The organism is Paraburkholderia sediminicola (assembly GCF_046026675.1).
In the GTDB taxonomy this organism is placed as follows: Bacteria; Pseudomonadota; Gammaproteobacteria; order Burkholderiales; family Burkholderiaceae; genus Paraburkholderia; species Paraburkholderia sediminicola_F.
The window spans coordinates 3,419,546-3,445,866 of the sequence record NZ_JAQQEY010000002.1; the positions used below are offsets into that span (position 1 = coordinate 3,419,546).

Here is a 26,321-nt window from a genome sequence, read left to right on the forward strand (position 1 = left end):
CGCGAAACGATGCGTGCGCTCAGCCGCCCGCGGCGGCCTGCACGAGCGCATCGATGCTGTCGATAGCTTTCATTAACTCCGCAGGCGCGCCATGCCGCGCCTGCAGATAGCTCGTTGCGTTATACGAGAGCCACACCCGGCCATCGCCGTCCCGCCACACCAGCACCTTGAGAGGCAGATCGAGCGCTGCGCTCGGCACAGCCTGCATCAGCGGCGTCCCCGCCCGCGGATTACCGAACACAAGCAGTTGCGACGGAAGCATCGCAAGCCCCGCGCGTTGTGCATCCGCCGCGAAATCGATGCGCGCGAACAGGATGATATTTTTCGCTTCGATCAGCGAGGCGAGTGCGTCAGCGGCCTGGTCGACCGTGCGTTGCGTGGGCACGGTGACGATGCCGTTATCGGCTGGAAGACTGAACATGGATTTCTCCGCGCATTGACGATTGTTGACAATAGACAAGCTGACACGCTATGGTCAAAAAGAAGCCGACGGTCTGTTGTCCCATCCTTTGTTCTAATCGCCGATCATGACCACGTCAACCACGTCTAGCGCCATCGAACTGCTGCAGCGGCATTCACTTGCGACGCTAGTGCAGGAAATGCTCGAACGCAGCATCGTCTCGGGCGAATTCGCCCCGGGAGAGAAATTGAACGAAGTCGAAGTCTCCACGCGTTTGAATGTGTCTCGCGGCCCACTGCGCGAGGCGTTCCGCGCATTGGAACAGGCGGGTTTGCTGAAGACGGAGAAAAATCGCGGCGTCACGGTGCGCGCGCTGACGCTACGCGAGGCCGAGGAGATTTATGAAGTTCGCGCCATGCTGGACGAATCGGTCGCCCGCGCGCTGGCCAATCGGATGACGCCTGAAACACTCGCAACGCTCAAAGGCATCATCACGTCGATGAAAGCCGCGAAGAAGGATCACGATCTCACGCGCTACACGGCATTGAACGTCCAATTGCACGATGCGATGGTGACGGGCGTCGGCAACCAGCACCTGATCGAAACCTATCGGCATCTCGTTCGCCAGCTTGGTTTGCTGCGTCAGGCCGCGATCGAATCGGAAAAGAGCGCGCTGGCGACCTCGGTGACGGAACACGAGAAAATCGTCAACGCACTCGCCAAGGGCGATACGGAGAGCGCCGTTGCGCTCGTGCGCGAACACGTCGCACATGGCCTCGCGAGAATGCGGCGTGCCCACGAACACTGGGCAGCGTCTACGGGCAATAGCGGCAACACAGGCAACGCCTGAAGCAGGGCCTGACGGCTGCGCACGCGGCCCCGCGCTCAGCGCTGCGGGGCCGTCACCACACTAAGCTTTATCCGACTTCCCCGCCGCATTGGCGAGCTTGCTGAGCAATCGGTCGACCAGCCAGGGCTGGCGGTCTTCGTCTTCTGCGCGCTCCTTGCGCCGAATCGCGTCGCGCACGGTAATCGAACCCACGTACCGGATCGGTTCGGGCGGGAAATAGCCCAACGGTCCCTTCGTCAACGGACTGCGTGTCCATTCGTTGTCGAGTTCGAGCAACAGCGAAGACAGGATTTGCCCGCCCATATAGGTCGGCCCAACACCGTTACCGGAATAGCCAAAGCCATAGAGCACGTTCGGCGCGTCGTCGAGCCTGCCGAAAAACGGAAAGCCCGTGACCGAGCGATCCGACGGACCGTTCCAGCTCGCCGTGACCGGCACGTCGCGCAACGCGGGGAAGAAATCGTGCAGGCTGCGCGTCAGATCGGCTTCATACGGCGAGCGCTGATCGAACACGGGCGCGATGCGGCCGCGCCAGGCAAAGGTATTGCCGCCCTTGCCGAGCATCAACCGGCCGTCTGCCGTGCTGCGATAGTAGTAGACGAAGATGCGCGAATCGAGCACCGATACGCCGTCTTTCAAACCGATTTGCTGCAGCAACTCCGGACATTTCTCGGTCACGATCATGTCGCTGGAAACGACAGCAAGCGTGCGTTCGAACTGCTTGAAACGGCTCGCCATCCACGCATTGATCGCGAGCACCAGCTTGGGCGCCGTAACACTGCCAGCCGGCGTGCGCACGGTTACATGCTCGCCGGACGTGAAGTCGAGCATCGGCGTGCGTTCGTAAATACGAATGCCCATTTCAATCGCGACACGCCGCAAGCCGCGCACGAGCTTGCCCGGATGAACCGTAGCCGCGACAGGCGAATACACGCCGCCGAGGTTGCGCGCCGAACCGGAACGGCTAGCCACTTCGTCGGGCGCGAGATGTTGATACGAATTGATGCCATGCTCACTCAGTGCGGCAATCACCGGATCGAGCAGGCCGATTTGCGCACGCGAGGTCGCCGTGTAGAGCGTACCGTCGAGCCGAAGTTCGGCATCGACCGCGTGCTCGACACAGAAATCGCGGATCCGTCCCACGGCTGCTTCGGACGCTTTCACCAGCCGGATCGCTTCCGCCTCGCCGAACAGACGCCGCAGCGTGAAGAACTTCGTCGACCACGTCAGCAGGCAGCCACCGTTGCGGCCGCTGGCGCCCGCGCCGCACAGGTCGCTCTCGATAATCACGATGTCGAGATCCGGTTTCTTCTGCTTCGCCTGGATGGCGGTCCACAAACCGGTGAAACCACCGCCGACGATGCAGACATCGGCCGTCGTCGCACCTTGCAGTGCGGGCGCCAGTGAACCATCGGCGAAGAGTGCTTGTTCAATCCAGAACGGACGCATGAATTGCTCACATTGATACAACGATTTAACGCCACGCGGCGAAAGGAAAGACTTCTCCCCGCTCGATCGGAAAGAAGCCTTCGCCCGTGGACATGCTCAAGCCAACTCAGGCTAACGCTTTCGCCGATACCTGCTTGATTCCCATGGCCTTCAGCGTATCGGCGATCGCGGCGACCGCGCCGGGGATGCCGCTATCGCCAAAGTGCCCAATACAGCCGACTCGGAATGTTTCTACCTGGGTCAGCTTGCCCGGATACAGGATGTAGCCACGCTTTTTCACTTCGGTATAGAACGTCTTGAAGTCGTAGCGGGGATCATCAGGCGCATGGAACGTCACGATGATCGGTGCCTGAATCGCAGGGTCGAGAAAGGTTCGAAAACCGAGCGCTGCCATGCCTTCGATCAACGCGCGGCAATTGCTCGCATAGCGTGCGCCGCGCGTTTCGAGACCGCCCTCTTCCAGGTATTGTGCGATCGCCTGATCGAGGGCCGCTACGACGTGGGTAGGCGGCGTGAAACGCCACTGCGTCGTGCGGCTCATGTAGACCCATTGATCGTACAGATCCATGGCGAGCGAGGGGCTGTTCCCTTCGCATTGCTCCAGCGTGCTGCGGCGGATGATCACGAAGCCCATGCCGGGCACGCCTTCCAGACATTTTCCTGAGGCGGCCACGACCGCGTCGAATGGCGTTTGGCGCGCGTCGATGTCGACGGCGCCGAATGAGCTCATCGCGTCGATGATCAGACTGCGACCGTGCTTTGCGACAACCATGGCAATCTCATGCAGCGGATTGAGCACCCCGGCACCGGTTTCGCAATGCACGAGCGCCACGTGCGTGATGCTCGGGTCAGCCGCCAGCGCGCGATCGACGTCAGCCGCTTTAACCTGCGTGTCTTCGGGATAATCGAGCGTCTGGTGACGGCGGCCGAGCGCCCGGCAAATCTTCGCGATACGCTGGCAATACGCGCCGTTGTTCGGTATCAGCACATGCCCGTCGCGCGGCACCAGCGTGCCGATCGCGGCTTCCACTGAGAACGTGCCGCTGCCTTGTAAGGGCACGCATTCATGCGTGTCTTCGCCATGCACGATGCGCAGCGTCTGCTGGCGAATCCGGGCAGTGATCTGATTGAAATCGCCGTCCCACGATCCCCAGTCGCGCAGCATCGCCTGACGCGTGCGTTCTGAGGTCGTGAGCGGGCCAGGGGTGAGCAGAATGGGCTGGGAAGGCAGATTCACAGTAGCTCCTTATCGATCTTGATGAAGACTTGTTTCAGCCACGGCGCGTGGTGCGCCATGCCTGGGTTCTGCGCAATACGCCGTGCGATACGCAGGCAAACAGCACGCAGGCGAACGCCGCCGTCACGAGGACCAGCGTGGCCATCGCCGCGGCCGGTCCAATCTGGCCGGCGTCGTCGAGATTGAGAATGGCGACGGAGGCCGGTTGCGTGTCGGGTGAATAGAGAAACGCGACCGCGGACACCGTCGTCATGCCGTTGACGAACAGATAGCGCGCGATCTGCAGGATCGACGGCAGGCACACAGGCACGGTGACGCGCAAAAACGTTTTGTAGAAAGGCACTTTCAGCGAAGCCGAGACCGCTTCAAATTCGTTGTCGATCTGACGAAGCGCGGTGACCGCAGTCAGGTGGCTCGACGAGTAGTAATGCACCACCGTGACGATCGCGAGCAGCGCGAGCGTGCCGTAAAGACCGTTCAAAGGATTGGCGGGCGAGTTGAACAGAAAGATGTAGCTGATGCCGAGCACCAGACCCGGCACGCCCATCGGCAGGATCGCGCACAGATTGATAAAACCGCGTAACCAGCGCGGCCCACGTGTTTTCTCCACCAGATACGCGCCGCCGAACACGATGATGGTGCCGCCGATCGCCACGCACGCGGCCATTTTCAGGCTGTTCTTGTACGCATCGAAAATCCCGGCTCCGATCAACCCCATCTTGTAGTGCTGCAAGCCGAGACTCATCTGATACGGCCAGAACTTCACGAACGAAGCGAACACCGAAATGCCGACCACCGCCAACAGCAGCATGCAAACGAAGCCGCAGTACCCGAGCATCGCGATGTCGAAGCCGCGCGCGGGTTTCGGCTGATAAGGCGTCGAGCGCGCGCCGAGTTGCGATTGCTGCTTGCGGCGAATGAAGAAGTCGACAGCGAACGCAACCAGCGCCGGACAGAGCAGCAGCAGGCTGACCACCGCGCTCCGGTTGAAATCCTGCAAGCCGATGATGAGCTTGTAGATGTCGGTGGAGAGCACCGAATAAGGGCCACCGATCACAACCGGCACGCCGAAGTCGTTGATGCAGATCGTGAACGACACCATCGTCGCGCTGATCAGACCATACTTCGCGCCCGGCAGCGTGATCGTGAAGAATTTGCGCGCACGGCGTGTGCCCATCGCTTCGGCGGCCTCGTATAGACGTCCGTCGGACAGCGACAGCGCCGTCACGAGAATCATCAGCACGTGCGGAAATGCGGCGTACACCAGACTGCATACGATGCCCGGCAGTCCATAGATCGAATTCCCGTGAAGCAAGGGCTTCAGGATGCCCGAGTTGCCGAACCAGTAGATGAACGACACCGCGGACAGCAGCGTCGGCGCAAGCAGCGGCAGCAACGCGACCGTGCGTACGGCGTTCTTCATCGGCATGCACGAGCGGGTCAGTGCGTACGCAAACGTAAAGGCCATCGGAATCACAATCGCCGTCACGAGGCTGGCCACCGTGACCGAATGCAGTGTCGATGTCCACACGCCAGAATCCACCAGATAGCCGGTGAAATTGGCGAGTCCGACGAAATGGCCATCCGCATCGACGAAGCATTTGCCGATGACCAGGGCCAGCGGCACCAGCAGAAACATGCCGAGAAATGCGGACATCAACACAAGCGCCAACTGCGCGATCCGGTCATGCCAATGGCTCTTCTGGCGCACCTCGGCGTGACTTTCCTCGCCGCTGCGGCGCTCGATCAGAACGGCGCTCATTGAAGTCGCTCCTTCGCGGCGGAAAAGACGCACACGTGTTCGCGGTTGATAGCCAGATTGAAGCGCGACCCCGGCTGCAGGCGGGTACGATGCATTTCATGAAACGACAGGTCGGCGACGATCTCCTGCTCGCCGAGCCCGTCCACTTTGAAGCTGACCCGGCAGAACGCACCGAGGAATTCCAGCTTCTCGACTGAGGCGGGCAACAGGTTGTCCGCCTCGTTGCCCGGCGCACTGAGGTGGATGTCTTCCGGGCGCACGAACGCCGACACTTTCGAACCCAGCACCGCGCGCTCCGATCCGCACCCGTAGCGCAGCGCGATGGAGCCCGCCTTGAGACTGCCGTCGCGCGCCACCTCGGCCGGAATCAGATTGACCTTCCCGATGAAATCGGCAACGAACGGCGAGGCCGGCTCGCGATAAATTTCGTGGGGGGTGCCGATCTGCTCGATCACACCCTGATTCATCACCACGATCCGGTCGGCCATTGATAGCGCTTCTTCCTGGTCGTGCGTCACCATGATCGTGGTCACGCCGAGGCGCTGCTGCAACTGGCGGATTTCCTGGCGCAGCCGCACGCGAACGCGCGCATCCAGCGCCGAGAGAGGCTCGTCGAGCAACAGCAGACCCGGCGACGTGGCGAGCGCACGCGCCAGCGCGATACGCTGCTGCTGACCACCAGACAACTGGTTCGGATGCTTTTTCTGCGCATCCGGTAAACCGACCAGGGCGAGCAGTTCATTTACACGGTCGGCGATCGCAGCGCGCTTCATCTTGCGATTCACGAGACCGTAGGCCACGTTGTCGAAGATGGTCAGATTCGGAAACAGCGCGTACGACTGAAAGACGATGCCGTAATCGCGAAGCTGAGGCGGCAGCCGCGAAATATCGCGGCCGTCCTGCGTGATCTGGCCGGCGCTTTGTGTTTCCAGTCCGGCAATGATGCGCAGCAAAGTGGTTTTGCCGCATCCCGACGGACCGAGGAAGCAGAGCATTTCTCCCTTCTTCACGCCAAGATTGATGTCCTCCAGAACCGGCGTGTCGTTGAACCGCTTGTAGACCCGCTCTACGCTCAAATACGTTGTCATCTGCTCCTCCGCTTCCGCTTGCATGTCGACACGGCGCGACGCACTGCCGTGCGCCGCATCGCTGCGTCGTTTGGGGGCCACGCAGCGCGCGCCCCGGCGCTCGTCAATACCTCGTTGAACCTGGTCTTACTTTTGTTCCTTGTTGCCGTAGCGCTTTTGCCAGTCTTCGAGAATTGCGTCGCGGTTCTTTGCGGACCATGTGAAATCGTTCTTCACGAGCAGTTCCGAATAGTTGTCGGGGATGCCGGAGAGTTTCTTCGCGACACCCGGGTACGCAACGATCGCCCACCATTGCGCGGTGATTTCATTGGCCTCCTTGCTGGCCATAAAGTCCGCGAGTTTCTTGGCCGCATCCGGCTGCTTTGTCGTTTTCATGATGCCGGTGGCTTCCATGTCCCAGCCCAAGCCTTCTTTCGGGAAGATCAGGTCGATGGGCGCGCCTTGCGCCTGCAACTCGTGGCCACGGAATTCGAACGAGATACCGATCGGAAATTCGCCGGTGCCAGCCAGCGTGCAGGGCTTCGAACCCGAGTGCACGTATTGCGCGACGTTCTTGTCCAACGCGTCCATGTACTGCCAGCCCTTGTCCTTGCCGAAGGTTTGCAGCCAGGACGTCACGTCCAGATAGCCGGTGCCGGACGACACCGGACTCGGCATCACGATCATGCCTTTATAGACAGGCTTGGTCAGGTCTTCCCATGACGTGGGCTTAGGCAAATGGCGCTTCTCCGCTTCGACGCGGTTGTAGCAGACCGTCGCTCCCCACACGTCCATGCCGACCCAGTGCGGCGGCGTGTTCGTATCGCTGTACTTGCGCGTCAGGCTGTCGAAGCCCTTCGGGGCGTACGGCATCAGCATGCCCTGCAGATCGAGCAGCGTCAGGCTGGAAGCCGCGAGCCCGAGCACCACGTCGGCACGCGGATTGTTCTTTTCGGCGAGCAGCTTGGCCGTGACCGCGCCAGTCGAATCGCGCACCCAGCGGATTTCAATATCCGGGTTGGCCTTTTCGAACGCGTCTTTATAGGGCTTCATCGCTTCGTCTTCGAGCGCCGTGTAAACCAGCAATTGCGTTTTTGCCTGCGCGAACTGGACAGCGCCGAGCGTGACGGTGGCGGCGACCAGACAGCGCAACGCCATATTCAGACGACCTCTACAAGCTTTAAACCCCGACTGTTCCTTCATTTCCAGACCCCTTGAGAAAGTGGCGTCGCGGCCAGCGACGAAAACGACCGGTGCTACGGGACGACTGTGTGCTGCAACCCTCTTAAGCAACTGCTGATGACTGCGGTTGATGATTTGCGATTTGTTGTCTGTTGTTGACAATCTACAAAGCATCAATTTTAATGTCAAGTATTGCCTCACTTTGCCACATAACGCCACATCGTCATTACCCGACTTACCCTAGCCAAGAGGACATGTCATGAGCGAAGCACCGGTTTCCATTGAAGTGAACGGCCGCAGCTACAACTGGATGCGCAGACCCGTCGTCGTGGTCTGCGTGGACGGCTGCGCGTATGAATATCTGGAGATGGCGGCCGCGGCGGGCGTCGCGCCCTTTCTGGCCACGCTGCTGCGTCCCGGCACGTCGCTCAAGGGCGAATGCGTGGTGCCGAGCTTCACGAACCCGAACAACCTGTCGATCGTGACCGGCGTGCCGCCCGCAGTGCATGGCATTAGCGGCAACTACTTTTTCGATCGCGACAGCGGCACCGAGGTGCTGATGAACGATCCGAAGTACCTGGTCGCCCCTACCGTGCTTGCCGGTTTCGCTGAACAGGGTGCGCACGTCGCGGTGGTCACGGCAAAGGACAAACTGCGCCGGCTGCTCGGCAAAGGCCTGAAGGGCATCTGCTTCTCGGCGGAGAAAGCCGACGAAGCGACGCTCGAGGAGAACGGCATCGACAACCTGCTCGAACTGGTCGGTCAGCCGGTGCCGAGCGTCTACAGCGCGGAGCTGTCCGAGTTCGTGTTCGCGGCCGGCGTGCGCCTGCTCGAAACCCGCGATATCGACCTGATGTACCTGTCGACGACCGACTACGTACAGCACAAGTGTGCCCCTGGCACCCCTGGCGCCAACGCGTTTTATCAGATGATGGACGGCTATCTGCAGCGGCTCGACGAACTGGGTGCGATCGTCGCGGTCACCGCCGATCACGGGATGAATGCGAAGCACAACGAAGACGGCGAGCCCAACGTGATCTATCTGCAAGAGCGCTTCGATGAGTGGCTCGGCGAGGACGTTGCCCGCGTGATCCTGCCGATCACGGACCCTTACGTCGTGCATCACGGCGCGCTCGGATCGTTCGCGACCGTCTATCTTCCCGCCTCGGCCGATCACGAAGCAATGCGCCGCCGGCTCGCCGCGGAACCCGGCATCGAACTGGTGCTGACAGGAGCCGAAGGCTGCGCACGCTTCGAACTCCCGCCTGCGCGCATGGGCGACCTCATCGTGATTTCAACGCAAGACGTGGTGCTCGGCACGCGACGCATCAAGCACGATCTGTCCGGCCTCGACGTGCCGCTGCGCTCGCACGGCGGCCTTGCTGAACAGATCGTGCCGCTTCTGTTCAATCAGCCGGTCGCGAAATCGGTCGGCGAGCGGGCACGCTTACGCAACTTCGACATCATCGATATCGCACTCAACCATCTTCAATGATCGGGGATCAGACATGAACGCTGTTGCTGAAATCAAGGCTCAATTGCAGGTGCGTCATGAAGCGCTGCGCATCGGCGGCGAAAAAATCTTTCGCGACGAAGTGATCGAAGTGCGCAACCCTTACGATGGCGCGCTCGTCGGCACCGTGCCGAAAGCGACGCTTGAGGACGTGCGCCGCGCGTTCGAATTCGCGCGCGCGTATCGTCCGGCGCTGACCCGCTATGAGCGCGCCGCGATCCTGCGTCGCGCGGCCGATGCCGTGCGGGCACGCACCGAAGAGATCGCCGCCGTCATCACGGCGGAAGCGGGCTTGTGCAAGAAGGATTCGATCTACGAAGCCGGCCGCGTCGCGGACGTGCTGGTGTTCGGCGCGGGCGAGGTGCTGAAAGACGACGGCCAGATTTTCTCGTGTGACCTCACGCCTCACGGAAAAAAGCGGCGCGTCTATACGCAACGCGATCCGCTGCTGGGCGTGATCTCCGCCATTACGCCGTTCAACCATCCGATGAATCAGGTCGCGCACAAGATCGTGCCGGCGATTGCCACGAACAATCGCATCGTGGTGAAACCGTCGGAGAAAGTGCCGCTGTCATGCTATCTGCTTGCCGACATTCTCTACGAAGCAGGCTTGCCGGTGCAGATGCTGCAGGTGTTGACGGGTGACCCGAGCGTGATTGCCGACGAGTTGATCACGAACCCCGCGATCGATCTCATCACCTTCACCGGTGGCGTCTCGATCGGCAAATCGATCGCCTCGCGGATGGGCTACCGGCGCGCCGTGCTCGAACTGGGCGGGAACGACCCGATCATCGTGATGGAGGATGCCGATCTCGACGAAGCCAGTTCGCTCGCGGTGTCAGGCTCGTACAAGAATTCGGGCCAGCGTTGCACCGCTATCAAGCGCATGCTGGTACACGAGTCGGTCGCCGACCGCTTCACGGATCTCGTCGTGGACAAGACACGCGCGTGGAAGTATGGCAATCCGGCGGATAGTTCGGTCGATATGGGAACGGTCATCGACGAAGCGGCCGCGCAGTTCTGCGAACGCCAGGTCAACGACGCCTTGTCACGCGGCGCCCGTCTGCTTGCGGGCAATCTGCGCGACGGCGCGCTTTACTCGCCGACGGTTGTAGACCGTGTCACGCCCGACATGCCGCTCGTCAAGTACGAGACGTTCGGGCCAGTGTCGCCGATCATGCGCTTTGCCAACATCGACGAAGCGATCCGCATGTCGAACTGCACGGACTATGCGTTGTCATCGTCGGTCTGCACGAACCGCTTCGACTACATCACGCGGTTCATTACCGAACTGGAAGTGGGCAGCGTGAATGTGCGCGAAGTGCCGGGGTATCGGCTCGAACTCACACCGTTCGGCGGCGTGAAGGACTCGGGACTCGGCTACAAGGAAGGGGTGCAGGAAGCCATGAAGAGCTTTACCAATACGAAGACCTACTCGCTGCCGTGGTGAATGTGATGTGAGTGCGAGAAGCGCTGATGCGCTTCTCGCCATGCGCCCGTACTGCCGCGGGTCGCCTCGAATCACGCTGGCCGGCTGGAGTCGCCGGAAACGGCCGGTTGCTCGGCCGTTGAGGTTCCCTTTGCCGTCACCGCGCGATGGATCGCTTCAGTCAGCGAATTGTTGATCTCGATGAGCCGGTGCATCTCATCCTGGATATTCAGGAGCGCCTCAGCGTCCTTGTAGGTCTGTAGCGCCTGCTTGTCCGAGGCTGCGGCCGCAACCTTCTGCCCCACCATGATGACTGACAGCAGCACCAACTGCAAAAAAGTCTGAGCGATCCAGGCGATCAGCGTCGACACGCCGCCCTGAATGGCAGATGGCAAACTGATAAGCGCGATCGCCGCAAAGACATAGGCACACCACATCGTGCCAACCGCGTTGGTGATGACGAGGGCGATTCGCCCGTTCAGGCCCAAATGCTCCTGCGTGGTCAGATGCGGTCCGGTTTTTTCACGTTCCTTGAGTCGCTGATTGGGAAGATGTTCGGTTTTCATTACTGGGTCCCCATTGGAGAGTGAGTAGTCTGCAGCACTATCAGCGCTTCACCGACTTGGTTTCGATTAACTCGCGCAGTGCATCATCCACCGTCTCCAGCAGCGCAAAACGCAACTGGCTTCGTGCGTCGGCCGGGATGTCTTCGAGGTCCGCCGCATTGCGCGCGGGCAGCAGTACCGTCCCAATGCCGGCGCGCAGGGCGGCGAGCACCTTTTCCTTGATGCCGCCCACTGGCAGGACAATGCCACGCAGGCTGATCTCGCCAGTCACAGCGCAATCGCTGCGCACGGCTTGTCCCATCAACAGCGATGCGATCGCAATGAATAGGGCCACCCCGGCACTCGGGCCGTCCTTTGGGACCGCGCCGGCCGGCACGTGGACATGAATGTCGCGTTTGTCGAAGCCCGAACAGTCGATATGCAGCGCCTCGCAGCGCGACTTGACTAACGTCAGCGCGGCCTGGGCACTTTCCTTCATCACGTCTCCCAACTGGCCAGTCAGCACCAGCCTGCCCCCGCCCGGTGTACTACTAGCCTCGATGAAGAGCAGTTCGCCGCCAACGGGTGTCCATGCGAGTCCGGTCACCACGCCCGGCAAACTGGTGCGCATTGCCACCTCGCGCTCATAGCGGTGATGACCCAATATCGACGGCAAGCGATCAGGCTCGATTCGTTCGTGCGTGGCCGGATTCTCGGCAACGCGCAACGCGACATACCGAAACACTGAACCGATCTGCCGCTCCAGGTTGCGCACACCCGCTTCGCGCGTGTAGTCGCGGATGATGGATCGCAGAGCCTCGTCGCTGAGCTCGCATTGCGTGGGGGTCAGCCCGCACGCTTCCAACTGGCGTGGAACCAGGAAGCGCCGGGCGATCTGAAACTTCTCGGCCTCGGTGTAACCGGGCAGATCCAGAAACTCGAGACGGTCCCTCAAAGGCCCGGGAATACCGTCGAGCTGGTTGGCCGTGGCAACGAACACGACGGCGGACAGATCGAAGGGCACGCCAAGGTAGTTGTCCCGGAACGAGGCATTCTGCTCGGGATCCAGCACCTCAAGCATCGCCGCGGCCGGGTCACCGTGCACGCCGTGCCCGAGCTTGTCGAGTTCGTCCAGCAACATGACGCAATTGCGCGCCCCCGCTTTGCGGATCGCCTGGACGATATTGCCAGGCATGGCGCCGATATAAGTGCGCCGGTGGCCTCGGATTTCCGATTCATCATGCACGCCGCCCAGGCTAACGCGAACGAAAGGCCGCGCCAGTGCTTGAGCGATGCTCTGGCCCAGCGATGTCTTGCCCACCCCTGGCGGCCCGAGAAAGCAAAGGATGGGCGCCTTGCCATGCGGATTGAGCTTTCTGACACCAAGATATTCGAGGATGCGGCGCTTGACCTTGTCCAGACCAAAGTGCGCCTCATCGAGGATCTGCCTCGCCTGGGCGATGTCGATCGGCGCTTCCTGCGGAAGTGCCCAAGGCAGTTCGGTCAGCCACTCGAGGTAGCTCGCGCTCATGGAGTATTCGGAGGAGGCGTCCGGCATCCGTTCCAGCCGGACTAGCTCCCTGCGGGCATGGGTTTCGACATCCGACGGCATATGGGCGGCATCAATCGCTTCAGCCAGCTTGCGGGCTTCTTCCCGGTTGTCGGCGCTCTCGCCGAGTTCGTGCTGGATGGTGCGGAGTTGTTCGCGCAGCATCATCTCGCGTTGGCGCTGGTCGAGCCGGCCGCGCGTCTGCTCGCCGATTTCCTGCGACAGGCGAAGAACTTCGATTCGTCCGGCGACGGCGTCCAGCACCTTGTCCAGCCGCTTGCAGAGGTCGAGCGTTTCCAGGATGTCCTGCTTGCGCGCCGGCGGGATGTCGAGCAGACCGGCCACGGTGTCGGCCAGCAATCCGGGCGACTCGATCGCGTCCAATGCCCTCACAAGTTCGCCGCCCGCATTGGGCAACAGTCCGATCATTTCGCCGGCGCGTTGCCGCAGAACCAGCACGCGCGCGTCGATGGCGGAGTCACCAGGCGCGGTGTCGGGCAGCAGTTCCACCCGGGCGGCGCGGAATCCGAGGCCGGCCACCGGCGCGATCAGGCGGAAGCGCTCCACACCCTGGCATATCAAGTGATGCGCGCCATCGTCCGGACTGGTGACATAGCGCAGCACGTTTGCCAAAGTGCCAATCGTGTTGAGGCCATCGAAGGGCGGATCCTGCACCTGAGGATCGCGTTGCAGCACGATGCCCAAGGGCTGCTGGCGCTTGACGGCAGCCTGCACGTCGTCCTTGATCTGCCCATGTCCCGCCGTCAGCGGCAACACCATGCCCGGAAACAGCACGGCATTGCGGACCGGAAGCAGGATCAGACTGTCTTGGGGGAGTTCGGGTGTCGGGGTCGGAGCCGCGTCCGGGCGCACCGGCGTCGATTCGAGAGCCTCATTTTCGCTGTCCGTGCTCATCTTCGTTCCTCGATTCGCCGACGCGCGCCGGGCTCAATCCAGCCTCTCGAAGTCCAGCAACAGGCAACCGTGTTCGGAGTCGCGCCCTGCCAGACGGTAGCGCCCGGCCGGAAGCCGGATGTGCCGCTCGAAGCGGCCATAGGGAATTTCCATGCAATGGACCGCCCCCCCGGCAAAGGCCCGAGGCAATGTCCTCTCGGCGGCAACGACCAGCGTCCCGCCTTCGAGGTCCAGGCTGATCTGATCGGGCGGCACGCCGGGCAGCGCCACCACGATCGCCAGCCGGCCGTCATGCTCGAACACCTCGATGGGCGGCTCCCACATTGGTACCCGCGCATGCTGACCTACCAGGCGGAAGAACTGGCGGTGCAATCGCTCGGCGCGCTCTAGCGCGTCGACGGCGGCTTCCCACATCATGGTATGGCGGGTAGATGTCACGGCTGGCTCCCTGCCTGTCCTGTCGGCCCAACATTGGCTGTCCATTCATCAAAGGCCAACGGTGCACGCGTGTCAAGTAAGCGGGGGAGTGCACCGCACCAACTAGTCCTGCCAGCGGGTCTCGAAATCTTATTGGGCCAGTTGATTATAGTCAGTCTGATCACGCCCGATAGAGGTCGAAATGTCGATGTACTGATCAATGTGACCGATAGTTACTATCGCCTTTTGCGCTGTTGATGTGAGCCGCTGGCCACGCGGAGAATGTAAAGTGGCGAGCTTTCTGCTGTGCAGCGACATCCGACGTGCTGCCTGAAGCGCCAACCCGTGGATTAGCGTGTCGAGTACTGAAGGGGGACCGATGTCAGCCCCCAGGGGAGGTTAGCGTTTTACGCTAAGGAAGGAAGAGTTCAATGCCAAGTGGTAGCGGATCTCCCCTCGACCCGTTTCGAATTGCAAGTGCCGCCTTCTCACCGATCAACTCGCGGTGCCGTTCGAACTCCTGCAACAAATCGCTTTTGTGGCCACCCTGCTGCGACAACTCCTTAAGCACTTCCCTGCTCACAATGCAGAAGTGATGGACGCTGTCGACTCTGATGCCGAACTTAACGGCTTCGCCGTCATTTGCGACACTAATCCCTTCAATGTTGTCAGCCATCATCGCCTCCGTTGGCAGCTAGCTGTGCAAGAAGCCTAGCACGAAAGATCTAACCGTTACGGACTCTTACGTCAACGCGCTGCGATCAACCGCAACGTGGACGTGCAGGATATGCCTAGCCAAAAATCAGGAAATCCTGACATCAAGCCACATCTCAACGTCGCCGTATACCCAATGAGGCGCCGCCAATTCCTTTGGCGCAACACCATGTCCCCTGAAAGCGTCCTGAAGGTAAACAAAATGAATAAATTCGTCTACACCATCCGGTTCAAGATCATTGTCGTCCTCGGCGCCTGCATCACGCTGATGGCCGCGATGGGCGTGATGGCGATCGTTGGGCTCGCAAGACTGAACGCGAACATGAGCGAGACATACGGGGGCACCGTAGTTCCGCTTGCGCAGATCTCCGAGGTACGTGCGGCGCAACTGAACATCAGGGTCAAGCTCAGACGCATTCAGATCGACAAAACGCCCGCCGCAGTCGACAAAATATTACCGATTGTTCTGAGCGAACTCGCCAATATCGACAAGCTCTGGCCGCAATACTATCCGGCAGCGGTATCGAGCCCGAGCGAACGTGAGGCCGCCGACCGGGCGGACCGCGCGCTCAAGGAATTAATTACGCAGACAGGCAATATCATTACGCTTCTGAAAGCCGGAAAATTCGATGCGGCATCGGACCTGATCAGCAGCACTGGGGATCTCGCTGACGTATTGAATCTGGCATTGAGCGACGACACGAAAATAAATGTACTCGAGGCAAAGCAGTTTGCCGACGACGGTGAATCGACCTACAAAACGCTGCTCATGGTGACCGTCGCGCTCCTCAGCACAGGCGTACTGATTGCGGGCGGCATGTCGATTTACCTTATGCGCGTGATTACCCGGCCACTTGACCGGGCAGTCAACATCGCCAACCGGATCGCTGAGGGCAAGCTCGAAAACCGGATTACCGTCGATATACGCGGTGAATTCGGACTGCTGCTCGACGCGTTGAAAACCATGGACGGCAAACTCAGCGATACCGTTCGCGGCATCAAGGCCTCGGCCGAGTCGGTCACGGTCGCTTCACGCGAAATCGCCAGTGGCAATCTCGACCTGTCCGCGCGGACAGAGGAGCAGGCAGCGTCGCTGGAGGAAACCGCAGCCAGCATGACGCAGTTGACCGAGACCGTCAGGCAGAACGCAGACAATGCCCGTCAGGCGAACGCACTGGCCTCGGGAGCAACGGACATGGCGCACGCCGGCAACCAGGCGGTGCAGGACATGGTGGCAAGCATTGGCCGGATCAGTGAAAGCTCCAGCAAGATCCGCGATATCACGAGCGTCATCGAGGGGATCGCATTTCAGACCAATATCCTTGCGCTGAATGCGGCAGTCGAGGCGGCGCGGGCCGGTGAGCAGGGCCGTGGTTTTGCGGTCGTCGCCAGCGAGGTTCGCAGTCTTGCGCAGCGCTCGGCCACTGCTGCACGGGAAATCAAGGAGTTGATCAGCAGGTCCGTTGCGATGATCCAGGGCGGCTCAAAGCAGGCGGCCGACGTGGGCGTCACCATAGGACAGGTCAAGCAGGCGATCAGGCAGGTCGCCGACATTGTGGGGGAAATCGCCGCCGCTTCGGAGGAACAGAGCCGGGGTATCGAGCAGGTCAACCAGGCCGTGACACAAATGGATGACGTGACCCAGCAGAACGCGGCACTTGTCGAGCAGGCTGCCGCAGCGGCGCAATCCCTCGAGGAGCAGTCTTCGAAGCTGCTGGACGCCGTTCTGGTGTTCAGTACGACGGACACGGAGTCCACACGAACGCCTGCGCGCGCCGTCGGAAGCCATGCGTCGACCGTCCGTCGCGATCTCGCGATGGCAACGCGTTGAGCACCCCCATAGACGCGTTATCCATCGCGATCCACGAACTCCTTCAGATGGACACTTACAGGTGAATCCGCAGACGTTTGTCCTACAGGCGCGGCTTTGCGCTCGCGCCACGGCGCTCAAAGCGCGGATGACTGAAGCGCATGATCAGGCGAAGGGGCTGATCGAGCGCGCCGAGGGTTGTCTCGCCGTGCTGGAACATCTGCGACAGAGTACCGCCGCCCTGACAAACATTTCCCCCGGCACCGACGTCAGTCTTTTTGCCAAGGAACTGCATCGTTCAGAGAGCGGTTGGCACGACCAGTTGCAAATGTTGAGGGCGTTACTGACTGAACTCACGGCTCAGACTCATAGCGCCCGCGGCGAGATCGAGTCGCTCGCCGCGCTAGCGATTGGTCCGCAGACTGCCCCCGAGACGATTGCCGATGCTGAGTTCGCCGTCGAAGCGAGTGAAGCGCACTTTCGGGAGGTCATCGCGCAGTTGGAAGCAACGCAGGTGTGGTTCGAACACTTCGACACACAGATCAATACGATCATGGCCAGTTTGCGAAAATCGCGCTAGCGCTGGGCGACAGACAGACCGCTTAACGAAGCTGTTCCACCAGGGCATCAGCGCCCTTGTCGAGGCCGGTCTTCGCGGCCCCCAACGAACCAAAGGCCGCCGGCAGATTCATGGCATTCGGATACTGCTTCGAGACGTAGGCCTTCAGCAGACGGCCGCTGGTGCCGTCAAAGACCTCCACAGAGTAGGTAACCGAGCCGCTGAAGGCCCCCTGCCCCCCGCGGACTGCCTGTACGCCGTTATAGAGATTGCCCGCAAGGTCGAAATGCATGAACTGGCCGACGAGTAACGTCGTCTTTTCGGCGCCTGTTAGTGTCAGCTTGACCCGCAACGTATTGGGGCCTGCATGCGTCGCAACGCTGAACCGTTTCGCGAGTTTCTCGGAGAACGTCTTCCCCATGTAATCGGCGAGCCCTGCCTTGTCGGCCTCTTTCAGGTCACCGAACTGGTTGTCGCTGCCTTGATACACGGTGACCGGGTCCAGTATCACCTGCGTGTATTGGGGCCAGGCAACTGAAGTGGCGTACTTGTAGGGAACCTTGCCGGAGTCGTCATCACGATTCTGTTTCAATTGCGACGACGATGCGATGCCCGTGTAGGCCACCGGTTGCACGCCGGCACACGCTGTCAGGGTTAGCACCGCTACTCCGGTGAAAAGAAGCGGGACTAGTTTGTTCTTGAACATTTAGGTTTCCTCGAAAGCCCAGTTAAGTGCCAGGTGGCGCTCAGTTCAGGCGAGAACTGATCAGGTCGCCACAGTAGCACTGGCAGAATAAGATGTAAACCGTCCAGACGGTCTGTACATTGAAAAATCGAGGGCGTACAATTGCGCTTCGTCAGGAAAACGCCTGCTCAGCCTGCGGTACGTAGACCGCTCGCCAGCAGTGCGTTGCAGCCGGCTATTTGTTCACAAACAGAAGAGAGGCGCGCCAGCGGATCCGGTGCGCGCTGCAATCGTCGCAACGTCATCAATATCGATAATGGATAACCAGACCCGCTCGGAGATTTCCCGCAAAAAAGCGATTGCTGCCGCTTTCACCATCCTCACCCGAGACGGTGTGGGCGGGCTTACGTTCGATTCGCTGTCGCGTGAAAGTGGTATCAGCAAGGGTGGACTGCTTCACCAGTTCCGCACCAAGCACGGGGTGCTGTGCGCGCTGTTGGAACAGCATCAGATTCAGTTCGAGCAAATCGGACGCGAATATATCGCGAAAGAAGGCGCGTCAAAGGCGGAGCCAACGCTTGCAGCCCAGATTGCAATGTACCGGGAATCCTCGAATCAGCCACATTCCGTGGCACGGGCTATTCTTGCAGCGCTCGTCGAGAGCCCTGAATTGCTCGAAAGCATCAAGGCGTCTGACACGGCAAAAATGAAGGCGTTGCAGGATGAGGCGCCTGACCTCGACTTGTCATTGTTGCGATACTTTGCGGCCAGCGGTCTCGCATTTCATTCTTTGATGGGGCTGTCGCAATTGAGCAATTCGGCACGGAACAGACTATTCGACCGTCTTCTTGACGAAGAAAGTTGGCCGGCGCAGGTTCCACAACCCAAGCCTCGTAAGCGGTCGGCCCGCTAACCGCCGCTGGCGTGAGCCGGGGAACGACGTGATCGGCGAGCGTTGACTGAATAGTCAGGCTACGCCGAACGTATCGTTCGAGACAGCGCGGCCGCGTATCAATCACATCCCTTTAGGCGAAAGGGGGCGTTTTCATACGCCCCCTTTCGCGCGCCGCCTCGCCCCGTTACGTCGGGAGCGCAACACTTCTAACGCGTGCGCATTACCCTGGTTTCAGTGGAATTTTCCGTACAATACAAACCGTCTATCCGGTTTACATTCTGTATTTGCAGTGCTACGCTGAGGCCTCACCTGAATCGTCAGCTCTGGGATCTCCCAGAAAGATACGTGTGAAGACAACGGCCAATCGGGCCCAGTCCGTCGAGTTGGCCAATGTCTACTTCCTTACGACCCTCACCCCGAAAGTCAGATTGGGGCGATTCAGGATCGTGTTTCCACGAGCGGATGCAGAAGATGAATAGAGACAACTTGATCGCATGTCACGAATGTGACTTCCTTCAGCGAGAAACGCCGCTCGTTGAGCGCGGTACCGCACGATGTCAACGGTGTGGTGCTGCACTCTACCGATACCGAAGCGTGCCGATGTCGCAAGACTGGGCATTGGCGTTTACCTTGGCCGCGGCGATCCTCTTCGCTGTTGCCAACCGCTTTCCGATTTTTGAACTCTGGGTCAATGGGACATCTGTCGAAACCACTCTTTTCGGCGCAGCGTCCGCGCTTTACGCCGATGGCATGTGGCCCATCGCGGGCCTTGTGTTCGTAACAACACTTCTGATGCCTTCATTGAATATAGCAGCGGTGATCTATCTTCTCCTGCCGTTGCATACAGGCGGATTTCCGCACAAACCTGAAATCGTTCTTCGTGTGCTGCGGCACGTTGCGCCATGGGCAATGATCGAAGTGCTGATGGTGGGCATGCTGATCGCGCTCGTCAAACTCCAGCACATCGCGACAGTCGTCCCCGGGGTGGGTGCGTGGGCATTCGGAGCCGTGATGGTTCTGCTTGCCGCAGCGACTGTTGCGTTTAACCCCCGTGAACTATGGGCGCGTATCGACACAATACGACGCGATGTCGGCATGTCACACGCGCAGAATGCCGATATCACCGTGGCGACCGCCGCGCGCGCTGGTCTATTCGCCTGTCACGATTGCGGCCTGCTCTCAAAGCCGCTTTTCCCCCATGTCCACGCCGGAATCTGCCCACGTTGTGGCGCAGTGCTGCACTCGCGCAAACCCAATAGCCTGGTTCGCACGTGGGCATTCCTGTTCGCCGCCATGGTCCTTTACATCCCCGCCATTCTCCTGCCGGTCATGGTCACCAGTACCTTATTCGGCGCCCGCTCCGACACGATCCTGAGCGGCGTCGTATTGCTCTGGACCTCCGGGTCGTGGTTGCTGGCAACAATCGTTTTCATCGCAAGCATCGTAGTGCCAGTGCTCAAGATTCTTTCATTAGCCTATCTCGCGTGGAGTACCCAGTTGCGCTCTCCGCGAATTCCCCACCAACGCACGCGTATTTATCGAGTGATTGAGTTTGTCGGTCGCTGGTCGATGCTCGATATTTACGTGATCACCATCCTCGTCGCGTTCGTGCAATTCGGTTCGATCGCAACAATCGACGCAGGTCCCGGATCGATTGCCTTCGGCGCGGTAGTCGTGTTGACCATGTTCGCCGCGTTGTCGTTCGACCCGCGGCTCATCTGGGACGCAGTGGAGTCAGAACGTGAATGAATTGCCCGGACAGAAAGATGATCAGGATACGTCCGGTTTTCCGAGCGTCGTTGCGGTCAAACATTCGAAGTGGCGCTTGCAGCTCGTGTGGCTGGTGCCCGTTGTCGCCATGCTGATCGCCGGTTGGCTGGCCGTGAAGTCCGTCATGCAAACAGGCCCGACCATCACGATCAGGTTTTCCACTGGCGAGGGTATTGAGGCCGGCAAGACGAAGATCAAGTTCAAGAACGTCGATATTGGCGTAATCAGGAACGTTGAACTCTCAGACGATCACAAGACGGTGCTTGCAAGCGCCGAAATGTCCCGCAACGCTTCCAGCATGCTCGTCGACGATACCCGCTTCTGGGTCGTTCGACCGCGTATATCGGGCGGCACGGTATCGGGCATCGGCACGTTGTTGTCCGGTTCCCACGTCGGAATGGATATCGGCACATCGCAAAAGGCGCGACGCGATTTCGTCGGACTCGAGTCACCGCCAGTACTCGCTTCCGGTGCGCCGGGGCGGGAGTTCGTGCTTAAAAGTGAAAACCTCGGCTCACTCGATATCGGCTCGCCGGTGTTCTTCAGAAGGCTTCAGGTTGGCCAGATCGTCTCTTACGCACTCGATCCCGAAGGCGCGGGGATGATCGTCCACGTCTTTGTCAATGCGCCTTACGACAAGTACGTGACGAACGACACCCGCTTCTGGCATGCAAGCGGCTTCGATGTGACCGTGGATACGACGGGCGTGAAAGTGGACACCGAATCATTGGTATCGATCCTGATTGGTGGCCTTGCATTCGAGAATCCACCCGACACAAAGACCAGGGTTGAAGCCGATTCCCTGCACCAGTACCCGCTTTTCCTCAATCGAACAGAAGCGATGAAGCGGCATGACTCAATCACCGACAAGTACGTGTTGAACTTCAAGGAGTCTGTGCGTGGGCTTACCGTGGGAGCACCCATCGACTTCCGCGGGATCGTCATTGGCGAGGTATCGGGAATCAACACACACTTCGACCCAGCTACACGGGAATTCAGTATCCCGGTTGAAGTCAACATTTTCCCGGAGCGCCTCATCCCACGCGAAGAATGGCAGGATCAAGGCAGCCAGATATCCTCGGCGCGAAAGGAATTCGCGGACTACCTGATCTCAAAGGGGCTACGGGCACAACTGAGGACAGCAAGCCTGCTGACCGGACAACTGTACATCGCGATCGATTTCTTCCCCTCCGCGCCGAAAGTGACCATGGACTGGAGTAAAAAGACGCCGCAATTGCCCACCGTGCCAGGCAATCTGCAGGGGCTTCAGGAATCCATTACCGATCTCGTCGCGAAGCTGAACCGTATTCCGTTTGAAGGAATAGCCACAGACTTGCGCAAGACACTGGGTGATGCGGACACGCTGTTGAATACGATCAATACGGATATTGCGCCAGACGCAAAAACGACGATGGCCGCGGCTCGTGAAGCACTCGCGTCCGTCAATCGCACGATGCAGAGCGATTCACCTTTACAGCAAAGTACCAACGACACCATGCGCGAGGTCTCGCGGGCTGCCGCCTCGGTCCGTTCGCTTGCGGAATACCTCGAACGTCATCCCGAAGCGCTGATCCGTGGCAAAACCGAGGACAAGCCATGAGCCGGCGGTCAGTATTACCTGTGTCGATGATCGCGCTTGTTCTTGCCGCCGGGTGCGCAACGTCACCGACGCCGGCGTTCTATACATTGAGCGCAGTCCAGCATATTGAACAGTCGCCAGGCGCGAGTCCGATTGCAATCGCGATCGATCTGGTTACGGTTCCCGAACTGGTCGATCGCTCGCAAATAGTCACGAAGCTCGACGCGAACCGCGTCCGTATCGACGAGTTTGCGCGCTGGGCCGATCCATTGAAGAGTCAGATTCCCCGCGTACTCGCTGCGGATCTGGCGGAGATCATTCCGGGGGTGGTCGTATCGACTGTTCCACAGCGCGCGAACGATGGCGCTTACCGCGTAACGGTTGACGTGCAGAACTTCGATTCATCGGCGGACGGTACCGTGATGCTGATCGTTATCTGGTCGGTGCGTCCTCCAAACGGAGGAAAGCAGATTGCAGGGCGCTCTGTCGTTCGTCGGACCGCCGTCGGCTCTGGTTATGACGCCCTGGTCAAAGCACACAGTCAAGCCCTGTTGTCTGTAGCGAAGGATATCGCCGCGGCGACGCAATCGGCTTTGCGACTATGAAAGCGTCAGGTGCGCGCTTTCGCGTCAGGAGAATACGCTCACCAGCTTTTCATGAAGATCGCAAGGTAGATTGGAACCCCTCACCCTGCCATGCCGAAGCGGATAGCGCAGCGACCGGCACTACGTTAGCATCGGTCGCTGCGTCGTTCAGGCCGTACTTGCATGAAGGGACTCAAGTACCGGAATCCGCCCTTCCGGGTCCGAATGGTGGCGTGAAGACTTACTCCGCCTGCGTTTCAGCATGGAACGGATAGTCGGTGTAACCGCGTGCGTCGCCGCCATAAAAGGTACTACGGTCGTACCGGTTGAGTGGCAAATTCAACCGCAGGCGCTCGGGCAGATCGGGGTTGGCGATGAAGTGGCGACCAAACGCTACGATGTCCGCATGGCCCGCTTCGATGATCGCGTCCGCAGTCTCTTTCGTGAAACCACCTGCAGCGATTAGCGTGCCCGTGAACTTCGGGCGCAGACGGCGCGCCGCGACCGGATCGAGAACTTCGCCGATCGTCTCCGTGCCCTTGATGCGTGGCTCGACCACGTGGAGATAACCGATGCCACGCTTATCCAACTGCTCCGTCACGTAACCGAAGGTGGTTTCCGGATCACTGTCATGCATCGAGCCATAGGTGCCGCTCGGCGCAATGCGCACGCCAACCCGATCCGCTCCCCACACCGAAATCAGCGCATCCGTCACTTCGAGAAAGAAACGGGCGCGATTTTCAATCGGTCCGCCGTACTCGTCGGTGCGAGCATTCGAGCCGTCCTGGAGAAACTGGTCCGGCAAGTAGCCGTTTGCACCGTGCAGCTCCACACCGTCGAAGCCCGCGCGCAGTGCCCGCTCGGCACCCCTGCGGAAGTCCTCGATAATGGCGGGGATTTCGTGCAAATCAAGCGCACGGGGCATCGCGAATTCGACTTCGCCGTTCACCGAATACGCATGGCCTTCGGCTTTCAGCGCAGACGGAGCGACGGGCGCCGCGCCACCGGGCTGAAGATCGGGGTGAGACTGACGGCCGACATGCCACAACTGAAGGAAGATGCGAGCGCCTTTGGCGTGCACGGCATCCGTGATCCGGCGCCACCCCGCGATCTGATCGTCTGAGTAGATTCCCGGGGCCATTGCATAGCCGTAACCCTGTACCGAAACGGGGGTTGCCTCCGTGACGATAAGACCACCTTCGGTTGCGCGCTGCGTGTAGTACTCAACCATCAGATCGCCCGGCACGTCGCCGGACTCCGAACGCATGCGTGTCAATGGCGCCATCGCGACGCGATGGGAAAGCGTGTAAGGGCCTACTTTGACGGCTGAAAATAGCTTGCTCATGGAGTTACTCCTTGCGGATCAGTTAGTACCGGCTCGCGGTACGAGCGCGGTAATACGTTCGATGGCTCTTGCGGCTGCGGCGGCGAGCCACAACGGCGATTTGCTGTCAGACGAGCGCCCGGTAGCAGTTCGCCAGACACAGAAGCATCGTCGTTGAATTGAACGGGCCAGGGTAGGCAGGGCGACTGCATAACAGTCATTCTCCTGGGGCATATCGGGCAGACCTCATCCCGGTCGGTGAACGGCTTACGGCGCAAGGGAAGGCGCTGAGGATAAGAACGCGTTCCGTATGCCTGTGCGGAATGAGTGCTATGCCGGCGCTACGGAAAACAGCGTGGCGCGGTGGTGTATCTTCCGGCAAGCAGGTTTCGTCGCGCGTGTTTGAAGGTGCGACGCACGAGCCCCAAACATCTGTTCCAGGAGGGACGACCGTGGACCGACTGACAGCGATGGAAACGTTTGTGTGTGTGGTGGAGTCTGGCTCTTTTTCGGCGGCAGCGCGGCTGCTGAACGTTGGGCAGCCCGCCGTTTCCAAGTCCATCGCGCAACTCGAAGAGCGGCTCGCAGTTCGACTGCTGCTCCGCTCGACGCGCGGGCTGACGCCGACCGAAGCGGGCCACGCATTTTACGAGCGCGCAAAACGGGCGATCGAAGAGGCGGACGAGGCCGAGGTTGCGGCAAGAGGATCGGCTGGCGCCCTCTCGGGTCGTCTCAGGATTTCAGCAGCGGTGACCTTTGCGCGAATTCACATCCTTCCGCGGCTCCAGACATTTCTTGATCGACACCCTGAACTCAACATCGACATCGTGCTCGACGATGAAAACATCGATCTGCTGGAACGCGGCATCGACGTTGCACTCAGGATGGGGGTGCTCGGTGACTCGAACATGACTGCACGCAAGGTCACTCACGGTCGGCGTTGCGTCGTCGGCACGCCGGCCTGGTTCGCAAAAGCCGGCGAACCGCGGGTTCCTGCGGATCTGCTATCGCATCAGGCGATCGTGTATGAGCAGAGCGGCGGCGGAAGCGTGTGGTCGTTCAGGCAAGGCAATTCGGAGACGGCCATTGTCGTGGCCGGGCGCGTCCGCGTGAACGCGGCGGAAGGCGTGCGCGCGGCCGTGCTCGCTGACATGGGTGTCGCGATCGCTTCGGAATGGATGTTCACGCCGGAACTCGCAAGCGGTGCCGTTAAACGCGTGCTGCCCGATTGGGAATTGCCTGGTATCGACCTGTGGGCAGTTTTTCCCAGTGGGCGCATGGTCAGTGCAAAGGCACGCGCTTTCGTCGCCTGGGTCGAGGAGCTATTCGGCCCTCAGATTGAAGCCTTGCCGATCGAGGCGCCGCCATCGACAAACAACGTTTGACCCGTAATGAAAGCAGCGTCGTCGGACAGCAGGAAAGTGATGGCTCCAGCAATCTCGTCTGGCTTGCCGAAGCGTTTCATCGGGACGGCGGCGAGATAGCGCTGCTCCCCTTCGCTTCCTGGCGCGTTGTTGGCTCTAAACAGCTCGGTTTCCGTGGGGCCGGGCGCTACGGAATTGACCGTGATGCCGGTGGTCGCCAACTCAAGCGCCCAGGAGCGCGAAAAACTCACCAGGGCGGACTTGGCGGCGGCATAGGCCGTACGCTCCACGATGCCAAGGACAGTGAGGCTCGTAATGTTGACGATCCGCCCCCAGCCTTGGGCGCTCATATTGGGCAGGAGTGCCTGCGCCGCCTGTATAGCTGGATGCAGATTGAGCGACATGACGGAGTCAAGCGTGTCCAGATCGATGGCGCCCAGCCTCTGCGGCTTGACGAGGCCAACGTTATTGACCAGGCCGTCGAACTTGTATTCCGCCACAAGCCTATCGAGCGTAGCCTGCGTTTTCACGCGGTCGGACAGGTCGACAGACACGAGCGTTCCTGGGAAGCCGGGGTCGTCTGCCTGACGTGCCAGTCCCACAACCCGGTGCCCGTCTGCATTCAGCCGCGCTGCGACGGCTCTGCCGATGCCTTTGCTGGCACCGGTTACAAGAAAAGTACGTGATTTCATATTGCCTCGATATTGATGTGCCGGCTTGCC

23 protein-coding genes are annotated in these 26,321 nt (G+C 60.2%); 10 read left to right on the forward strand and 13 right to left on the reverse strand.

What is annotated here, in order from left to right; genetic code table 11:
• Positions 1 to 19: 19 nt before the first annotated feature.
• Positions 20 to 421, reverse strand: coding sequence for a DUF302 domain-containing protein (locus tag PQQ86_RS35015; RefSeq protein ID WP_408277754.1), 402 nt, complete (start codon positions 419 to 421; stop codon positions 20 to 22).
• Between the two features lie 106 nt (positions 422 to 527).
• On the opposite strand from PQQ86_RS35015, the gene PQQ86_RS35020 reads away from it, so the two are divergent.
• Complete coding sequence (locus tag PQQ86_RS35020) at positions 528 to 1,250, forward strand: phosphonate utilization associated transcriptional regulator (RefSeq protein ID WP_408277757.1); 723 nt, start codon at positions 528 to 530, stop codon at positions 1,248 to 1,250.
• A gap of 60 nt (positions 1,251 to 1,310) precedes the next feature.
• Here the strand turns inward: PQQ86_RS35020 and PQQ86_RS35025 are convergent, their stop codons facing one another.
• The 5 genes from PQQ86_RS35025 to PQQ86_RS35045 form a co-directional block, all read right to left on the reverse strand.
• Entirely contained in the window at positions 1,311 to 2,699 is a 1,389-nt protein-coding gene (locus PQQ86_RS35025) for an FAD-dependent oxidoreductase (protein WP_408277760.1), read from the reverse strand.
• Between the two features lie 106 nt (positions 2,700 to 2,805).
• A complete protein-coding gene (locus PQQ86_RS35030) occupies positions 2,806 to 3,936 on the reverse strand; it encodes a 2-aminoethylphosphonate--pyruvate transaminase (protein ID WP_408277763.1) in 1,131 nt (376 codons plus the stop codon).
• A gap of 34 nt (positions 3,937 to 3,970) precedes the next feature.
• Complete coding sequence (locus PQQ86_RS35035) at positions 3,971 to 5,698, reverse strand: putative 2-aminoethylphosphonate ABC transporter permease subunit (RefSeq protein ID WP_408277766.1); 1,728 nt, start codon at positions 5,696 to 5,698, stop codon at positions 3,971 to 3,973.
• Positions 5,695 to 6,786, reverse strand: a complete 1,092-nt coding sequence (locus tag PQQ86_RS35040; protein ID WP_093641579.1) for a putative 2-aminoethylphosphonate ABC transporter ATP-binding protein — start codon at positions 6,784 to 6,786, stop codon at positions 5,695 to 5,697. The genes PQQ86_RS35035 and PQQ86_RS35040 overlap by 4 nt, the downstream gene beginning before the upstream one ends.
• Before the next feature lie 126 nt (positions 6,787 to 6,912).
• Complete coding sequence (locus PQQ86_RS35045) at positions 6,913 to 7,923, reverse strand: putative 2-aminoethylphosphonate ABC transporter substrate-binding protein (RefSeq protein WP_244179471.1); 1,011 nt, start codon at positions 7,921 to 7,923, stop codon at positions 6,913 to 6,915.
• Positions 7,924 to 8,206: 283 nt separating this feature from the next.
• Between PQQ86_RS35045 and phnA the strand changes: the two genes are divergently transcribed.
• Both phnA and phnY read left to right on the forward strand, forming a co-directional pair.
• A complete protein-coding gene (gene phnA / locus PQQ86_RS35050) occupies positions 8,207 to 9,442 on the forward strand; it encodes a phosphonoacetate hydrolase (protein WP_408277769.1) in 1,236 nt (411 codons plus the stop codon).
• Positions 9,443 to 9,455: 13 nt separating this feature from the next.
• Positions 9,456 to 10,910, forward strand: a complete 1,455-nt coding sequence (gene phnY / locus PQQ86_RS35055; RefSeq protein ID WP_408277772.1) for a phosphonoacetaldehyde dehydrogenase — start codon at positions 9,456 to 9,458, stop codon at positions 10,908 to 10,910.
• Positions 10,911 to 10,981: 71 nt separating this feature from the next.
• On the opposite strand, the gene PQQ86_RS35060 is transcribed toward phnY, so the two are convergent.
• The 4 genes from PQQ86_RS35060 to PQQ86_RS35075 form a co-directional block, all read right to left on the reverse strand.
• On the reverse strand, positions 10,982 to 11,455 hold the full coding sequence (locus PQQ86_RS35060) for a hypothetical protein (RefSeq protein WP_408277775.1): 474 nt from the start codon (positions 11,453 to 11,455) through the stop codon (positions 10,982 to 10,984).
• Between the two features lie 40 nt (positions 11,456 to 11,495).
• A complete protein-coding gene (lon, locus tag PQQ86_RS35065) occupies positions 11,496 to 13,898 on the reverse strand; it encodes an endopeptidase La (RefSeq protein WP_408277778.1) in 2,403 nt (800 codons plus the stop codon).
• Between the two features lie 33 nt (positions 13,899 to 13,931).
• A complete protein-coding gene (locus PQQ86_RS35070; protein ID WP_408277780.1) occupies positions 13,932 to 14,336 on the reverse strand; it encodes an Hsp20/alpha crystallin family protein in 405 nt (134 codons plus the stop codon).
• Between the two features lie 391 nt (positions 14,337 to 14,727).
• Positions 14,728 to 14,991 carry a DUF1488 family protein gene (locus PQQ86_RS35075; protein ID WP_408277783.1) on the reverse strand — a complete coding sequence of 88 codons (264 nt, stop codon included), beginning with the start codon at positions 14,989 to 14,991 and terminating at the stop codon, positions 14,728 to 14,730.
• Positions 14,992 to 15,231: 240 nt separating this feature from the next.
• On the opposite strand from PQQ86_RS35075, the gene PQQ86_RS35080 reads away from it, so the two are divergent.
• Both PQQ86_RS35080 and PQQ86_RS35085 read left to right on the forward strand, forming a co-directional pair.
• Positions 15,232 to 16,860 (forward strand): methyl-accepting chemotaxis protein, encoded by a 1,629-nt coding sequence (locus PQQ86_RS35080; RefSeq protein ID WP_408279435.1) that lies wholly within the window; start codon positions 15,232 to 15,234, stop codon positions 16,858 to 16,860.
• 127 nt (positions 16,861 to 16,987) lie between these two features.
• Positions 16,988 to 17,419 (forward strand): hypothetical protein, encoded by a 432-nt coding sequence (locus PQQ86_RS35085; RefSeq protein WP_408277785.1) that lies wholly within the window; start codon positions 16,988 to 16,990, stop codon positions 17,417 to 17,419.
• A gap of 22 nt (positions 17,420 to 17,441) precedes the next feature.
• Here PQQ86_RS35085 and PQQ86_RS35090 read toward each other — a convergent pair whose 3' ends face one another.
• Entirely contained in the window at positions 17,442 to 18,104 is a 663-nt protein-coding gene (locus PQQ86_RS35090; RefSeq protein WP_408277788.1) for a DUF3313 domain-containing protein, read from the reverse strand.
• Positions 18,105 to 18,399: 295 nt separating this feature from the next.
• On the opposite strand from PQQ86_RS35090, the gene PQQ86_RS35095 reads away from it, so the two are divergent.
• From PQQ86_RS35095 to PQQ86_RS35110, 4 genes are all read left to right on the forward strand, one after another.
• Entirely contained in the window at positions 18,400 to 18,996 is a 597-nt protein-coding gene (locus tag PQQ86_RS35095) for a TetR/AcrR family transcriptional regulator (protein ID WP_175050606.1), read from the forward strand.
• A gap of 453 nt (positions 18,997 to 19,449) precedes the next feature.
• On the forward strand, positions 19,450 to 20,727 hold the full coding sequence (locus tag PQQ86_RS35100) for a paraquat-inducible protein A (RefSeq protein WP_408277791.1): 1,278 nt from the start codon (positions 19,450 to 19,452) through the stop codon (positions 20,725 to 20,727).
• Positions 20,720 to 22,348, forward strand: coding sequence for a PqiB family protein (locus tag PQQ86_RS35105; protein ID WP_408277794.1), 1,629 nt, complete (start codon positions 20,720 to 20,722; stop codon positions 22,346 to 22,348). Before PQQ86_RS35100 ends, PQQ86_RS35105 begins: the two co-directional genes overlap by 8 nt.
• Positions 22,345 to 22,932 (forward strand): PqiC family protein, encoded by a 588-nt coding sequence (locus tag PQQ86_RS35110; protein WP_408277797.1) that lies wholly within the window; start codon positions 22,345 to 22,347, stop codon positions 22,930 to 22,932. Before PQQ86_RS35105 ends, PQQ86_RS35110 begins: the two co-directional genes overlap by 4 nt.
• A gap of 220 nt (positions 22,933 to 23,152) precedes the next feature.
• On the opposite strand, the gene PQQ86_RS35115 is transcribed toward PQQ86_RS35110, so the two are convergent.
• Positions 23,153 to 24,256: an alkene reductase gene (locus PQQ86_RS35115; RefSeq protein ID WP_408277799.1), complete on the reverse strand. Its 1,104-nt coding sequence runs from the start codon at positions 24,254 to 24,256 to the stop codon at positions 23,153 to 23,155.
• A gap of 431 nt (positions 24,257 to 24,687) precedes the next feature.
• Between PQQ86_RS35115 and PQQ86_RS35120 the strand changes: the two genes are divergently transcribed.
• Complete coding sequence (locus PQQ86_RS35120; protein ID WP_408279436.1) at positions 24,688 to 25,620, forward strand: LysR family transcriptional regulator; 933 nt, start codon at positions 24,688 to 24,690, stop codon at positions 25,618 to 25,620.
• Here the strand turns inward: PQQ86_RS35120 and PQQ86_RS35125 are convergent.
• Positions 25,569 to 26,291, reverse strand: a complete 723-nt coding sequence (locus tag PQQ86_RS35125) for an SDR family oxidoreductase (protein WP_408277802.1) — start codon at positions 26,289 to 26,291, stop codon at positions 25,569 to 25,571. The genes PQQ86_RS35120 and PQQ86_RS35125 overlap by 52 nt on opposite strands.
• Positions 26,292 to 26,321 lie beyond the last annotated feature (30 nt).